Source organism: Burkholderia sp. GW821-FHT14F03 (assembly GCF_058803765.1).
Genome location: NZ_JBXAPG010000002.1, coordinates 213136 through 230313 on the forward strand (window position 1 = coordinate 213136; position 17178 = coordinate 230313).

The following is a 17178-nucleotide window of genomic DNA, read 5'->3' on the forward strand; positions in this document are numbered from 1 at the left end:
AATGTCCGTCACGCGTGTCATGCGGCGGACGATGTCAGTAACATCATAAATACGCATGCCATCGCGGCTCCTTAGTCTCCCGTGGATTGGCGCGGTCGGTTCCGGCTCGCGCCCGATCGGGCAATGACCGGTGCCGAGCGGCATGCGGCACGGCTCACATTTCATCCAGATCCAGGATTCAAGCGATGCGAGCACGTGTCACCCGCCAGGCCCGGCCTTTCTCCCGCCGTTCCCCTCGTCCGCTGTCGGTGAGGCCGCTATGCCAGGCTGTCGCGGTGATGGTGGCCGTGAGCGCGGCCACGCATGCGCACGCGCAGGCGATGATGAACCTCGGGCAGGTCGGCGCGCGCATGGGCGCGCCGGGCGCGGCCGGCGGCGCGGGCATGCCGGGGATGCCGAGCGTCGGCGTGTCGCCGCAGCAGGCCTTGCAGGCGAGCCAGCCGTCGATCGTCAACCTCGCGCGCGCGGCGCAGGGCATCGCCGCTCAGATGGCCGCGCAGCAGGCGGCCGCGGCGGCCGCCGCCGCGCAACCGTCGACGGTGCCGAACGGGCTCGCGATCGGCGGCCTGCAGGTCGCGCCGGGCGCGATCGCGAATTCCGCGCTGTGGCAGAACGCGAACCTGCCGACCCAGTCGGTCGACGGGCGCGGCGGCGTGACCGTCGACGTCAAGCAGACCGGCCAGAGCGCGGTGCTGACCTGGCAGACCATGAACGTCGGCCGGCAGACCACGCTGAACTTCGACCAGTCGGGCGGCACGCAGGCCAACGGCGCGAACAACTGGGCGGTGCTGAACCGCGTGGCCGACCCGTCGGGGCTGCCGAGCCAGATCCTCGGCAGCGTGAAGGCGCAGGGCTCGGTGTTCGTGATCAACCGCGACGGGATCCTGTTCGGCGCGGGCTCGCAGGTGAATGTGCATTCGCTCGTTGCGTCGTCGCTCGATTTCCTCAACATGACGAACACGCTGAAGCCGACCGCCGCCGACATCGCGGCCAGCAACCAGCAGTTCTTCAATCAGCTGGGCGGATTGCGGGGCACGCCGGTGAGCAATGCGACCACCGGCGCGCTCGGTCTTGCCAATGGCGTGGCGCTGTCGTCGGCGGGACAGTATGTGAAGTCGGGCGACGTGACGATCGAGCGCGGCGCGTCGATCAGCACCCATGCGAACGGTACGGCGACGGACGGCGGCTTCGTGCTGATCGCAGCGCCGAACGTGACCAACGCGGGCGCGATCACGACCGGCAGCGGACAGGCGATCCTCGCGGCGGGCATCGGCGTCGGCTTCGATTCCACCACGTCGCCCGCCCTGGTGCCGCGCCTGACCGGCAGCCTCACGCTGAACGGCCAGGATGTCACGCCGACCGGCACGCTCGTCAATACCGGCATCGTGCAGGCCGACAAGGGCTATGTGAACCTGCTCGGCTCGCGCGTGAGGCAGGACGGCGTGGTGGGCGTGACGACGGGCGTCAGCAACCCGGGCGCGATCTCGATCTCGACGGCGGACGAGTGGGGCGCGTATCGACCGGACGGCACCCTGGACTCGCCCTATCAACAAACCAGCTCGACGCAGACCCCGAGCTATCTGCGCGCGGGCGTGCTGAGTTTCGGCCCGGGGTCGGTCACGACGGTCCTGCCCGACGCGAACGGCGGCACCGCGACCTCGGGGCCGAACGGCGCGTTTTCGTCGGGCAGCATTGCCCTGCTGACGCGCGGCATCCTGATGCAGCCGGACGCGTTGATCGAGGCCCCGGGCGCGACCGTCAGCGCGATTGCGCTGACCAGCCAGAGCGTGCGGCAAACCGCGGCCGACAGCGCCGTCGCGCCGGGCCGGATCTACCTCGATCGCGGCGCGACGATCGACGTGTCCGGGCTCGCCGACGTGCAACTGCCGGCGGCGAGCGCGCTGCTGACGGTGGCCCGGATCGGCCAGAACGAACTCGCGGATTCGCCGCTGCTGCGCAACAGTTTCCTGTTCACGCTGAAGAACGTGGTGGTCGACAGCACGCTGACCGGCACCAATGCCGACGGCCTCGCCTGGGTCGGCAGCCCGATCCTCAACCTGTCGGGGTTGGTGAGCCTGATGCCGCGCTCGGTCAACCAGCTGCTGACGAACGGCGGGACCATCACGCTCGCGGGCGATCAGGTGATGACCGCGCAAGGATCGTCGTTGAACCTGAACGGCGGCTACGTGCACTACCTGGGCGGCACGTTGAACACGACGCGCCTGATCGATGCGAACGGCGCGATCGTGCCGATCGGACAGGCCAATCCCTACACGCGCTACGTCGGCATCGCGGGGCAGTTCGTCGAGTCGCATCCGCGCTGGCAGGTGAACACGGTCTGGTACAACCCGCTGCTGACGGGCGGCGCCTATCAGGCGGACTACATCGCCGGCGGCAACGCGGGCACGCTCAATGTGTTCGCGGCGCAGGCCGCGGCGCTCGACGGCGCGGTCAGCGCGCAGGCGTTCGCGGGGGCGAGGCAGGTGCAGGGGTCGAGCCAGCCGGTGGGCGGCACGTTTGCGCTGGGGGCGGCCGCGGTTGCGGGCAGTGCATCGTCGAGCGGTAACTTCTCGTATTTCGACGGACAGCACGGCGGCATCGTGGTGCGCGACCATGCGACGCCGCTCGCCGATCTGTTGCCGGGTTTCGGTGCGGCGACGCCGCTCGCGGCGTTGAGCGGCGCGGGGTATGACAACGTGCTGGCCTGGACCACGCTGTCGACCGACATGATCCGCAACGCGGGCTTCTCGAACGTGAGCGCCGGACTCGACACGGTGTCCGGTACTCAGATCCTGGTCCCCCAAGGCAGCCAGTTGCGCGTGCAACCAGGTGGTTCGATCGCGTTCTCCGCCAGCGTCAGGGCGCCCATCGCCGTGCTGGGCGATCTGATCGCACCGGGCGGCAAGATATCGCTGTCGATGCGCAATCCGACCGGCGTGCTGGACGGCGACACGCCGCAAAACATCACGATCGGACCACGCGCGACGGTGAGCGCGGCAGGCCAGTGGGTCAACAACGCGCTGCCGCCGGTCGGCCCGAGCGCGACAACGGGGCTCGCCGGCACGCAGTTCATCAACGGCGGTTCGATTTCGATTTCCGTGGACAGCAAGCTGAACAACGCCACCAAGCTCGATACGTCAGGGTCGGTCGTGCTGCAGCCGGGCAGCGTGCTCGACGTGTCGAGCGGCGGCGTGATGCAGGCGGACGGCACGCTGCTGATGACGGACGGCATCGCGCGGGGGCAGGGCGGCAGCATCACGCTGTCGACCTATGCCTCGCTGTTCAACGGCGACGGGAAGTTCCCGGCTGCGCAGCCGGTCGGCGGAAAGATCGTGTTGGGCGGTACGTTGCGCGGCGCGGGATTGGCGGGGGGCGGCGCGCTGACGCTTCACGGCCTGGGCTTTCTGGTGGGCGACGGTGCGGCGCCCGCTTGGGCAACCGTATTGCCGGCTGAGTTTTTCTCGACGCAGGGCTTCGGTCAGTACGTGCTGAACGCCGTGTATGACGCAGGCATCGCGCCGGGGACGACGGTGCGCGTGACGCAGCGGAATCTGCTGCCCGACGCGAGTGCATTGCAGCATGCGGCGACCGGCAGCGACCTGAACACCGGTGGCTTGACCACGGTGGGCACGCTCGATGCCTATCATCGACAGCCGACGAGCGTGACCATGACGGGCGGCGAGTGGTTGAACTGGGTGCCCGCCACCGATCCCGCCAATCCTGGCACCCCGCAGGCTTTGCCGGCTTATCCGGGTGTCACGGGCGGCGTGACGCTCGCCGAAGGCGCATCGATCATCGCGGACCCCGGCGCGGCGGTGCGTCTCGGTTCGCCCGCGCAGGTGACGGTGCTGGGTTCGATCGTCGCGCCGGGCGGTTCGATCGTACTGAGCGCGGATTCTTCGAAAGCGTCTCCGGCGACGTCTGCCGGCCAGGTATCGCTCAGTTCGGGGTATTTCTCGCCGAGCCATTCGGTGTGGCTCGGGTCGAACGCCGTGCTCGACGCGCAGGGTGTCGCGCTCGCGAATCCGTTCAGCCTGCCGCAGCAGATCGGCGCGACGGTCGTCGTGCCGCAGACGGGCAAGGTGCTCGCGGGTGGTTCGGTGATTCTGTCGGACCTCACGGGATCGGTGGTCGCCCAACCGGGCTCGCGGATCGACGTATCGGGAAGCGCCGCGCGCTTCGACCAGTTGCAGGCCGACGGCACGTATCGGAACCAGCCGGTCTGGAGCGATGCCGGTACGCTGACGTTGGGGGCGGGCAGCGGCCTGTTCTTCAACAGCACGCTGGCTGCGCAAGGCGGCGCGTCCGGCGCACAGGGCGGAACCGTTACGGTGCTGCCGTTCGCGACGACGCCCATCAACGTCTTGATGCCGGGTGGTCAGACGATCACAGCGAAGGGTGCGCAGGCCCTGCTCGTCCAGCAGAGCGGCGTCATCCTGCCGGACGCGACGCGGCCCGGCGCGGTGCTTGGCGGCGGTGCAAACGGCATGCTGCGTTTTTCGCTCGATACGATCGCCGATTCCGGGGTGTCGACGCTGGTGCTGGGCAATGCGGCGCCCGCCAACCCGAACCTGGCCACGCCGATCGCATTCGCGGGCAACATCGACCTGACGCTCGCCAACGCACTGATCCTCAATACGCCGCAACTCGTTGCATTGCCGTCGGGCGCGACCGGGCTGCCCGCGCTCACGGCCGGCACGCGCGCGGTCGGCGCGCCGACCGTGACGCTGAACGCGCCTTATGTCGCCTTGAGCGGGTCGGGCGTGACGCCGAATGCATTGCAGCCGGTCGCCGCGCTGGGCGACGGCACGCTCAACGTCAACGCACGCTTCATCGACGTCCAGAACCAGCTGCAACTGAACCGCTTCGCGCGGGCGAACCTGACGAGCAGCGGCGACATCCGGCTGTCGTCGCTCGCGGCGAACGGCACCGGCTTGCGCTCGGGCCTGCTGTATTCGGCGGGCGACCTGACCTTGAGCGCGGCGAACGTGTATCCCGCGAGCGGCAGCACCTTCGTGATCGACGCGGTCGGCCCGACCGACGCGAGCACCGGCAAGCCCGCGCCGACCACCGTGACGTTCCGCTCGAACGGCGCGGGCGACGTGCCGTTGTCGGCGGGCGGCAGCCTGCTCGTCGATGCGACCCGCATCGTGCAGGCCGGGGTCGTGCGCGCGCCGTCCGGCAGCGTGGTGCTCGGGGTCGACGATCCGACCGACAAAAGCACCCAGGCGCTGTTCGGCGGCGCGCCACTGACGGCCACGCAATCCGTCACGCTCGCGCCGGGCAGCATCACGTCGGTGTCGAACGGCGGCCGCGTGCTGCCGTACGGCGTGACGGTCGACGGCACGCAGTGGCAATACAATCCGCTCGGCGTGCCCAACGTGGCCGACGTGACCGCACCGCCCGCGAAGCTGATCCGCGTGAGCGGCGCCCAGGTCGACCTGCAATCGGGCGCGACCATCGACCTGACGGGCGGCGGGGACCTGCGCGCGATCGAATGGGTGCCGGGCACGGGCGGCAGCCGCGACCTGCTCGCGCGCTACAACGTCAGCTACGCGACGAACGCGGCGGGCGCGGTCGTGCCGGTCAATCCCGGCGCGGCCGACGTGTACGCGATCCTGCCCGGCTATGCGGCGCCCGTCGCGGCCTATGATCCGGTGTTCGCGCAGATCACGCAGCCGTCGGCCGCGTCGTCGACCGGCGCGAGCGCGCGCATCGGCGTGGGCCAGGCCGGCGCCGGCGCGATGGTCGGACAGGCGGTGTACCTGCAAGGCGTGCCCGGACTCGCGGCGGGGGTCTACACGCTGTTGCCGGCGAAATACGCGACGCTGCCGGGCGCGTTCCGCGTGGTTGCGCAAGGCGCCACGCCGGCCGTCGGCATGGCGGGCGTATTGCCGGACGGCAGCGCACTCGTCGCCGGCTATCAGGTCAACGCGTTGAGCGGCAGCCGCAGCGCGACGCCGACGCAGTTCATCGTGCAGTCCGGTCCGGCGTGGCAGCAGTACTCGCAGTACAACGCGACGAGCGCGAACACCTTCTTCGCGCAACAGGCGACCAAGAGCGGCAGCACGCAGCCGGCTCTCCCGCGCGACGCGGGCCAGCTGGTGCTCGCCGCGACCCAGGCGCTGCGGCTCGGCGCGTCGCTCAAGCCCGATGCCGCGCCGGGCGGCGCGAGCGCGAGCGTCGACATCGCCTCGCGCGACATCCAGATCACCGCGGCCAATGCGCCTGCGCTCAACGGCTACCTGCAGATCGACGCCGGGCAGCTCGATGCGCTCGGCGCGGGCAGCCTGCTGATCGGCGGCACCCGCACGCAGACCCGCAGCGGCATCACGATCGACACGATCGCAAACAGCGTGGTGGTGTCGAACGACGCGAATTCGGCGCTGACCGGCCCGGAAATCCTGCTCGTCACCAAGACCGACGGCAGCGGCGTCGATCCGAATGCGGCGCGCGGGCTGGAGATCCAGTCGGGCAGCGTCGTGAAGGCAGCCGGCAGCTATCCGGCCGCGGCCGCGCAGCCGATCACGATCGGCCGCGTCGCGGACAGCACGGCGGGCACGACGGCGGTCGCGGGCGACGGCGCGCTGCTGCGCGTATCGAACGGCGGACCGGCGCTGGTGACGCGCAGCAACGTGACGGGCGCGACGCCCGGCCTGCTGAAGGTCGGCGCGAATACGACACTGAACGGCGGTGCGTCGCTGACGCTCGATTCGTCGGGCGACCTGCGCGTCGATCCGAGCGCGCAACTGGCCGCGAAGGCGATCGCGGTGAACGGCTCGATCATCACCTTCACCAACGAACGCGGGGCCGGCGCGACGCAATTGCCGGGCTTCGTGATCGGGCCGGACACGCTTGCGCAGTTCGGCAATACCGATCAACTGACGCTGCGCAGCCGCGGCGCGATGCATTTCGCGGACAGCCTGAACGTCACGTTCGGCAAGAGCGTCGACCTGAGTGCGGCCACTTTCGTCGGCAACGGCGGGGGCGTGACGCTCAACGGCCAGCGCGTCGTGCTGTCGAACGAACTCGGCGGCGCGGCGGCGGCCGGCGCGGCCGGCAGCGGCACGTTGACCGTGAACGCGCAGGAACTCGATTTCGGTGCCGGCGACAAGCGGCTGGCCGGCTTCGGCTCGGCCGTGTTCAACGCATCGTCGGGCATCGTCGGGCAGCAGAGCGGCAGCTTCGATTTCGGCGCGCTGCCGGTGACGATGAATGCGCCGGTGTATCTGGCGGACAGCGGTTCGTCGCAACGCATCGTGACGACGGGCGCGCTCAATCTGAATGCACAGACCGGAACGGCGCTCACGCGCACCGTGCTCGGCGGACAATTGTCGTTCACGGGCGGCACGCTCAGCGACAACGGCGCGCAACTGCTCGCGCCGTCCGGCAACCTGAGCCTGCGCGCGACGGCGGGCGACCTCACGATCGGCGCGGGCTCGCTGGTCGGCGTGGCCGGCGTGACGGTGCCGTTCTACGACGTGAATGCATACGGCCCGGCCGGCGCGATCGCATTGAGTGCGGACCAGGGCGCGATTCGCGTCGCGAGCGGCGCGACGCTCGACTTCTCGGGCGCGCAGGGCGGCGGGGCGGCGGGCAGCCTGGCGGTCAGCGCGCCGAAGCAGGCGGCGACGCTCGCCGGCACGCTCAAGGGCGGCGCGGCGAAGGGCTATCGCGGCGGCGCGTTCACGCTCGACACGGGCGCGGCGGCCGATCTCGACGGCCTCGCACGCCTGCTCGCCACGAGCGGCGTGACGGACACGATCAACGTGCGCAGCCGCGGCGGCAATCTGGTGCTGTCGCAAGGCAACACGCTGGCCGCCCGCGTGGTCGGATTGACGGCCGACGGCGGCGCGGGCGGACAGAACCCGGGCCAGGGCAATGTGCGGGTGCTGGGCACGATCGACGCATCGGGCGCGGCGGGCGGCAATATCGTGCTGTACGGCAAGAGCGGCGTGGATATCGAAGGCACGCTGCGCGCGGCCGGCAGCGATCCGAAGCAGCGCGGCGGTACGGTGCAGATCGGTACGACCGGGCAGCCCGACACGGTGGGCGGCGTCGTGCAGCTGAACCCGGCCTATGGCTACGAGAACGTGTCGGCGGCGAATTCCGGCGCGATCACGCTCGGCCCGAGCGCGCTGATCGATGTGTCGGGCGGGACGGCGGGCGGCTTGTCGGGCGGTACGGTAGGCTTCCGCGCGCCGCTGCTCGCGAATGGCGACGTCAACGTGACGGCCGCGTCCGGCGCGCGCATCGCGGGCTCGCGCGACACCGGGCTCGAAGCGTATGCGGTGTGGAGCACGACCGACCCGGGCTCGGGACCGAAGCACTTCGACGGCGTGGTCGATCCGGCCGGCTGGTACGATCGTTTCGGCAGGCTGGTCGCGGGCACCTTCACCGATGCGACCGGCAAGACCACGGTGTACACGCCGCAAAAGGCGGACGGCACGCCCGCGAGCATGACCGACGCGCAGGTGAAGCAGGCGTTGCAGAGCGGCTTCTTCACGCCCTCGGCGGCGAACGCCGATCACCAGAGCTTCTACGGCTACCTGAACGGCGATGCGACCAAGGCCGTGCCGGGCACGGTGATGGGCTTCGTGCAGAAGCCGGGCTTCACGTTCGAGAACCGCTTCGCCGGGATCGACAATTTCCACGCGCGTCCGGGCGTCGAGCTGCTCAATCCGAGCGCGGCCGTGAACGGCGGCGACATCCTGGTGCAGACCAACTGGAACCTCGGCGCGGGCGCGTCGGCGGCCAACCTCGCCTATCGCTACCGCGGGCAGGGGCCCGTCGTCACGCTGAGCGCGGTGGACGACGTGAAGGTCAACGCGAGCCTGACCGACGGCTTCTTCCAGATCGCGAACCCGACGCAGCCGGGCCTCAAGACCGTGTCGATCGTCACGACGATCACGCCGCCGAAGCCGGCGAGCTTCACGCAGGCGTATCAGTCGTTCGCGCTGAATCCGCATTACGTGCCTGGCTGTAATCCTGCGACGGCGGGCTACTGCTATCCGAAGTACGGCGGCTACGACAGCCCGACTTTCAAGTTGCAGCAGTGGATGAGTGCGCCCGCGGCGCGCAATCAGTTCGCGGTCAATGCGCCGGCCGATCAGGTTGCTCAATACTACGGCCTCTACCAGACCTACGTCAGTGATCTGTTTTCGGTGGTCGGCGGGCCGACGAGGTCCTTGCTGATCACTCCCAACTACGTGAACGTCGCGCCGGTGAAGGGGCAGCCGGTACTGACGACGCGCGCGCCGACCGCCGCCGACATGCAGGCGAATCCGAACGCGTGGCTGGTCTACGAGGCGGCATATCGGCGTTACGTGCAGGATCTGGCGACGTGGACCAGCCAGATTGGATCCGATGGCCTGGCCAACAGCCGGCACCCGTACAACATCGCGCCGCTGACGGCTCCGCCCGCGGTGCTGACGGCGCTGATCCAGCCCGGCACGATCACCACGCAGATCACGACGGGTACGCCCGCGCCGGTCGACAACACGCCGGCGCCCGTCGCGCGGCCGGACAACCCGCTGCCCTTGCTGAGCGCCGCGCTCAATGGCGGTGGCGGCGCGTCGTTCCGGCTGGTGGCCGGCGCGGATCCGACCAGCGCGAATCCGCTCGCGCTGCAACCGACGGGCGCGAGCGGCGACATCCTGGTCGACGGTCACCAGTCGCATCGGATGACGACCGATGGCCATTTCACCTACAACGATCCGAACAGCCGCGCGATCGTCGCGCCGACGCTGATCCGCACCAATACCGGTTCGATCGATCTCGCGGCGGCGCGTGACATCTCGCTGCTCGATACGGTCGCGCCGGGCGCGATCTATACGGCCGGCGCGGCCGCGCCCGGCGCGCCGGTGGGGACGACGTCGCTGATCGCCTCGGGCGGCAACGACCGGACGCCGAGCGGCCAGCCGAATTTCATGCTGACGCCGGCTGTCAACCCGCAGGGCGCGGGGGACGTCACGATCCGCGCGCAGCGCGACGTGACGGGGGTCGTCGGCACGGTCGACGTGGACGGCTCGGTGACCGGTACAGCGGGCGCCGGCATGAGCCAGTTCTGGTGGCCGTGGATGCAGCTCGGCAATACCTATGATGCGCAAGGCAACATCACGCAGACCTCCATCAACTACGGCGCGTTCGATCAGGGCGTGTTGAGCGCGGGCGGCAACGTCTCGGTGTCGGCCGGCGGCAACGTGACGAATCTCGCGGTCTCGCTGCCGACCACCTGGTACAAGGCGTCCGGCGCGCTCAACGTGATCGGCGGCGGCAATCTCGACGTGCGCGCGGGCGGCGACATCCGGGGCGGCGATTATTTCGTCGCGAACGGTTCGGGCACGATCACGGCGGGCGGCAGGCTCGGCGCGAGCACGCAGCATCTGTTCGTGGGCACGCGGGATGCCGGACCGATGGCGACGATCCTCGCGACGCAGAACGGCGTGCTGGACGTCAGCGCGCGGACGGGGGCCGACATCGGCGGCATATTCAACCCGTCCTATCTTTCCTCGGGGCTGGCGCTTGGCGCTTACCATATTCCGGGCCTTCAGTCGGTTTCGCTCAAGGTGGATTCCCAATCCTATTCGCCGACGTCGGCCGTGAAGGTGCTCACGTCGGCCGGCAACCTGACCTATGGCGGCGCGCAGGGCGGGAACGGGGCGCCGAACCTGTCGAGCCCGACCGTCGTGGGGGCAGCGGGGGCCGGCGTGGAGGGAATGGCGGCTGAAGTGTTGCCCGCATCGTTGGGTTTCACGGCCTTGTCGGGAAGCATGGCGATCGGTGCGCCGGGACAGACTTATCCGTCCGCGAATGGGCAATTGAATCTTCTTGCAAACGGTACCTTGACGTTTGCCGATCCCGCCCGGTGGGGTGGTTGGATCTCGTTCGGCATGTCCGACGGCGATGCGTCGTGGTTGCCGTCGCCGATGCTTCCGCTGGCGAGTTTCGTGGGCGTTCCACCGGCCGTCAATTACTTCAGTATCGTGTCGAACAAGCAGCACGCCGGCATTCCCTTGCATCAAGGTGACACGACGCCAGTACGGATCTACAGCAACCAGGGCAGTATCGTGACGGGGATGCCGGGTGCAAACGGCATCTATCAGAATCTGCTGGCGCTGATCGTGGGCAAGGCTGCACAAATCTATGCAGGCGGCGATATCGTCAATCTCGCGTTGAGCGGGCAGAACCTGCGACAAAGCGACGTGACCCGGATCGTCGCGGGAGGCGATATCTTCGACCTTGCGCCCACCTCGATCCTGAGCCTCACGACAAGCGACGCCGTGCCGTCGATCGTACTCGGCGGCCCCGGCACGCTCGATATCCAGGCCGGCGGGAACCTGGGGCCGTTCATCGGCCAACTGACCGCGCCGGGCACACTGCTGGGCATCAATACGGTCGGCAATACGAAGAATCCGTATCTGCCGCATGAAAGCGCGCAGGTCCAGATCGGTTTTGGCGTCGGCCCGGGCGCGGACTACGCGAGCTTCATCACGCGCTACGTCGACCCGGCGAACGCGCGTCCGGCCGGCGTACCGGACACGACGCCCGCGCTCGTCACGTTCATGGAGCGCTATGTCGCCGGGCAGGCGTTCGACACGGGTCTCGTGGCGGACCAGCCTGCCATCACGCTGACGTCCGACCAAGCCTGGACCCAGTTCCGCGCATTGCCGCCCGCCGTCCAGCAGATCTTCGCGCGGCAGGTGCTGTTCAGCGTGCTGGCGTCGGTCGGGGCGGACTACAACAACGCGGCGAGCCCGTATTACCAGCAGTACGCGCGCGGCTACCAGGCGATCGGCACGCTGTTCCCCGCGTCGCTCGGCTATACGTCGAACACGGGCGGCCCGACCACGCCGGTCACCACCGGCAACCTCGACATCCGCAACACCACGATCCAGACCCAGCAGGGCGGCGACATCACGATCGTCGGGCCGGGCGGGCAGGCGCTGATCGGCAGCAGCAGCGCGCCGCCGGGCGGCGCGAACGCCGGCAAGATGGGGATCATCGCGCTCGAGAAGGGCGCGGTGAACGTCTACACGGACCAGAGCATGCTGCTCGCGCAGAGCCGGATCTTCACCGAGCAGGGCGGCGACATGACGCTCTGGAGCGCGAACGGCGACATCAACGGCGGCAAGGGCTCGAAGTCGGTCGCCGATATCCCGCCGCCGCTCTATACCTGCGACCGCAACCAATACTGCCTGCTCGATGCGCGCGGCGTCGTCACCGGCGCGGGGATCGCGTCGCTGCAGACGGTGACGGGCGGGCCGCTCGGCACCGTGAACCTGATCGCGTCGCACGGCACGGTCGACGCGGGCGACGCGGGGATCCGCGCCGGCAACCTGAATGTCGCCGCGCTGCGCGTGGTGAACGCGGACAACATCCAGGTGCAGGGCACGGCGACCGGGATTCCGGTCATGCAGTCGGTGAACACCGGCGCGCTGACCGCGGCGAGCGCGGCGGCGTCGGCGGCCGGCAAGATGGCGCAGGACGCGGTGAACGGCAACGCATCGGGCGGCGCGCAGCGCCGTTGGGTCATCTCGGCCTCGGTCGAGAGTTTCGGCGGCGACTCGGACGATCCGAAGCGTCATCGCAAGCTGTAAATGCAATGCAACACAGGGAGAACACCCGACGTGGAACTGATCCAGGAACGCGAGGCGGCATCGATCGATGCCGACGATCACGCACCGTTGTTGAATGTGCAGGAAACGGGCCGCTTCGTTGCGCTGCTCGAGGCGCTGCAGTGCACGCTCGCGCTGAGCCGGCGTCCGACCGGCGTCGCGCTGCTCGGCGTCGAGCAGGGCGCGCCGACCTTGTCCGCCTGCCTGCTGCCGCGCTCGATGGGCCTCGCGGTCGCGCCGGACCGGCTCGCGATCGCGACGCAAAAGGAGCTGATGGTGTTCGCGAACGTGCGCGGGATCGCCGGCAGCTATCCGCCGCGTCCGGACTACTACGACGCGATCTACGCGCCGCGCACCATGCATTTCACGGGCTACTGCGACCTGCACGACATGGCGTTCAACCAGCAGACGATGGTGGCCGTGAATACCGCGTACTCGTGCCTGTGCGCGATCGACGGCCACTTCAACTTCACGCCGATCTGGCAGCCGCCGTTCATCAGCAGCTTCGGTCCGGGCGATCGCTGCCATCTGAACGGCATGGCGTTCCACGACGGCAAGGTGCACTATGCGACCGCGCTCGGCGCGACCGACGAACCGGGCGCGTGGCGCGCCGGCATGGCGAGCGGCGGCATCGTGATGGAAGTGCCGTCCGGCCGGATCGTCGCGAGTGGGATGTCGATGCCGCATTCGCCGCGCGTGATCGACGGCCGGCTGTTCGTGCTCGAAGGCGGACGCGGACAGGTGCTGACGATCGATCCCGCGACCGGCGCGAAGACCGTGGTGGCGAAACTGCCGGGATTCACGCACGGGTTGGCGGAATATCGCGGCGTGCTGTTCGTCGGACTGTCGAAACTGCGCATGCGCCGCGGCCCGCAGGGGCTGCCGATCGAGCAGGACGGCGAACTGGTCGCGGGCGTGGCGGCGCTCGATGTGCGCAACGGCGAGGTGCTGGGCACCCTCCAGTTCCACAACGGCATTTCCGAAGTGTTCGACGTGCAGGTGATTCCGGGTGTGCGGCGGGCGGAAATCCTGTCGCCGATGGAGTGGATGCGCACCACGAGCGTCGTGACGATGCAGGGCGGGATGTGGGATCTCGACGATGCGGACGATGAAAATGGAGAAGCGCATGCGGCATGACGCGCTGCAGGTCGTCCATGCGTTGCCGGCGCGGGTGGTCGCGCGGCAGCCGGGCGCGGTGGTGTGGCTGACCGGATTGTCGGGCGCGGGCAAGTCGACGCTCGCCTACGGCGCGCAGCGCGCGCTGCGGCAGACCGGCCGCAACGCCTACGTGCTCGACGGCGATCGCTTGCGGAGCGGCTTGAACCGCGATCTGGGATTCAGCCTGGCCGACCGTCGCGAGAACGTGCGGCGGGTCGGCGAGGTGGCGGCGATGATGGCGGAGGCCGGATCGATCACGCTGGTCGCGCTGATCTCGCCGCTGCGCGCCGGGCGCGACGAGGCGCGTAGGCTCATTCCGCAGGCGTTTCACGAGGTGTACGTGAAGGCGAGCCTTGCCGTGTGCGAGGCGCGCGATCCGAAGGGGCTGTATCGACGTGCGCGCATGGGCGAGATCGCGGAATTCACCGGGGTCTCGTCACCCTACGAAGTGCCGGAGGCCGTCGAATTGGTGGTGGAAACCGAGCGGCAAAGCGAGGAAGACGCGATTCGCATGGTGTTGCGCTATATCGAACGATGCGTACTCGGATGTTGACGTCGAATAGATCGCATCGAGCGGTATCGTCATCGAAATAGCGGATTCGGGATGCCGTGCGAGCGCGCATGCGGCCGAGCCTGAATCCAGCGCTCGCGAGGCCTTCGTCCGTGTCATGAAAATCAAGCGTTTCAATGATTTTCAAAATAAAAAGTTACGCACATTAAGTTGTTAAACGGCCTCCTTTTATTCACGTACATTTAATCCAGTAATTTCGAATTAACCACTATATTGACCACGCAGTCCACAAAGAGGGCTGTCTGTAATCCGTACTTTCCCAATTGGACTTTCCACAAGGAATTGCGATGAAATTCAGCAATAGCAAGCTTGGCCAGGCGGTGGTGATGGCGGTCGCGGTGTTCGGTGCTTCGGCCGCGATGGCTCAGACGGTGGTGGGTGGTGGTTCGTCGCTGGTCGCGCCGACGGTCGGCTCGGAAATCACGGCTGTGGGTGGCGGCATCTCCTACGCGTCGGTCGGCAGCGGCAAGGGCATCGCCGGCTTCCTGGCCAACGATGCGAGCCAGTTCGGCACGGGCCTCACGGGCCCGGTCCACTTCGCGAACAGCGATTCGGCGCTGACCACCTCGCAGACTGATGTCAACGGCTCGTATGCGCGCTCGTCGACCGACGGCCGTCTGATCCAGCTGCCGTACATCGTGACGCCGATCACGATTCCGTACGTGAACCAGCCGAGCGACATCACGGCCTCCATTTCGCTGAACGACGGCGATCTGTGCGGCATCTTCTCGGGCAAGATCACGAACTGGAACCAGGTCGTCAACCCGGTGACGAATGCGCCCTACACGTCGACCAACGCGCCGATCACGGTGGTGTATCGCGCCGACGGCAGCGGCACGTCCGATCTGCTGACCCGCCATCTGAGCGCGGTTTGCTCGAGCGCCAACTCGAACGTGACGTTCAACCCGACCCAGACCTTCGCGAGCAACTTCAGCGGCGGCGTGCCGTCGAACTTCGTCGCGGCGACGGGCAGCGGCGGCGTCGCTTCGAACCTCGTTTCGCTGCGTACCGCGGGTACGGCTGCGATCGGTTACCTGAGCCCGGACTACACGAACACGACGCTCGCGCCGAGCTCGGCACCGGCTGCTTCGAACCAGCTGACGGTCGCGAACCTGCGTAACGCCCAAGGCCAGGACGTTGCACCGACCTACCAGAACGCCACGGCCGCGCTGGCCACCGCGCAAGCGCCGACGCAAGCCAACGAAGGCAACCCGTTCGCGTGGGTGCCGCTCGTTCCGAACCCCACCGCCGGCTACCCGATCTCGGGCACGAGCAACATCGTCGTGAGCCAGTGCTACACGAACAAGCGCGTGATCCAGTCGAAGCTCGTCAGCTTCCTGACCAATCACTACACGAACGCGAGCTTCGCTTCGATCGTGAACGGCAATGGCTTCGACACCGTGCCGGCGAGCTTCTCGTCGCTGATCGCATCGGACATCCTGTCGAATGGCAACGGCCTGAACCTGAACATCGGCAACACGACGGCTTGCGGCTCGCTCGGTCGTTAATGCGGGTTTGATGTGAGGTAGTCGCACACGCCGGCGCGAGCCGGCGTGTTTTTATCCTATCCGGGTTCTACCGGAGCACTCGATGAAATTCCTCGCTTCTCGCTCATCCATGCTCGTGGGGGGGCTTGCGATGTGGTTCGCCGCATCGATCGGGTTCGCGCAGCAGACGCTGCAGGTGACAGGCGGCGGCCCGGCGCTGATCTGGGGGGAACTGGCTGCCGAGTCTGCTGCGACAGGCGGCGGCATCACCTATTATCCGGCGGGCGAAGGCCGGGGCGTGTTCGGCTTCTTGCAAAATGACCTGTTTCAATTCGGCATGGGCCTGACAGGCAATGTGCAATTCGCGTATTCGGGCTACCCGCTCTCGTCGGTGCAAACCAATGAGGTGGGTGAGTATGCGCGATCGTCAACGGACGGCCGCTTGATCCAATTGCCGTATATCGTTCTGCCCGTCACGGTTTCCTACGTGGGGCAACCGGGCGATGTCCCGGCCACCGTATCGCTGAATGACGATGATCTGTGCGGTATTTTCTCCGGAAGAATCACCACCTGGGATCAGGTGATCAATCCCGCGACCGCGCAACCCTATACCGCGAGGCAAGAGCCTGTTACGGTCGTGTATAACAGCGAAACCAGCGGGGCCACCCTGTTATTCACGAACCATCTGTCCACGGTGTGCAATCCGCTCAACTCGCGGGTTCGTTTCGACCCGATCCTCCGCTTTGACGGCAATTTCCCGCCTTCGACTGGCGTTCCGCCGACTTTTATCGCTGAAACGAGCGATAGTGCGGTTGCGCGTCGGCTTGTCGAATTGCGTGGAGCGCACAAGGCGGCGTTTGCCTATTTGAGCCCTCACTACACAAACACGACGCTTGCCCCGGGTTCGGCGATCACTGCGAGCAATCAACTGACGGTAGCAAACGTGCGAAACAGAAACTCCGGCTTGGATGTCGCGCCAACCTATCAGAATGCAGCGGCTGCGTTCGAGGGTGCGCGGGCGCCGGAATTGCCCGCCGACAAGGCCAATCCTTATGCGTGGCGGCTGAACACGCCGAACCCGGCACAGGGCTATCCGATCTCGGGGGCGAACTATATCGTGGTGAGTCAGTGCTACGTGAACCACAAGCCCATTCAACGCACGATATTCACCTGGCTGGGCCGCCACTATGGCGATCCGAATTTCCTGGAGATCGTGAGGAGCTATGGATTCGACCTGCCTCCCAGCGGCTACGTGGACATCATCACGTCGGACATCCTGTCGAATCGCCATGGCTTGAACTTGAACATCGGCAATGTACAGGCCTGCGGGACGCGAGGACGGTGA

At 67.7% G+C, this 17178-nt stretch carries 5 protein-coding genes; all 5 read left to right on the forward strand.

Features of this window, described 5'->3' with window-relative positions; all coding sequences use genetic code 11:
* Positions 1-185: 185 nt before the first annotated feature.
* The 5 genes from AC1RQF_RS02495 (at position 186) to AC1RQF_RS02515 (ending at position 17178) form a co-directional block, all read left to right on the forward strand.
* The gene (locus AC1RQF_RS02495) at positions 186-12599 is read left to right on the forward strand and encodes a filamentous hemagglutinin family protein (protein ID WP_492871239.1); all 12414 of its coding nucleotides are present in this window, start codon (positions 186-188) and stop codon (positions 12597-12599) included.
* A gap of 30 nt (positions 12600-12629) precedes the next feature.
* Positions 12630-13754: a TIGR03032 family protein gene (locus tag AC1RQF_RS02500; protein ID WP_273997482.1), complete on the forward strand. Its 1125-nt coding sequence runs from the start codon at positions 12630-12632 to the stop codon at positions 13752-13754.
* Complete coding sequence (gene cysC, locus AC1RQF_RS02505) at positions 13726-14328, forward strand: adenylyl-sulfate kinase (RefSeq protein ID WP_273997483.1); 603 nt, start codon at positions 13726-13728, stop codon at positions 14326-14328. Before AC1RQF_RS02500 ends, cysC begins: the two co-directional genes overlap by 29 nt.
* A gap of 305 nt (positions 14329-14633) precedes the next feature.
* Positions 14634-15854 carry a substrate-binding domain-containing protein gene (locus tag AC1RQF_RS02510; protein ID WP_273997484.1) on the forward strand — a complete coding sequence of 407 codons (1221 nt, stop codon included), beginning with the start codon at positions 14634-14636 and terminating at the stop codon, positions 15852-15854.
* A gap of 82 nt (positions 15855-15936) precedes the next feature.
* Complete coding sequence (locus AC1RQF_RS02515; RefSeq protein ID WP_492871240.1) at positions 15937-17178, forward strand: substrate-binding domain-containing protein; 1242 nt, start codon at positions 15937-15939, stop codon at positions 17176-17178.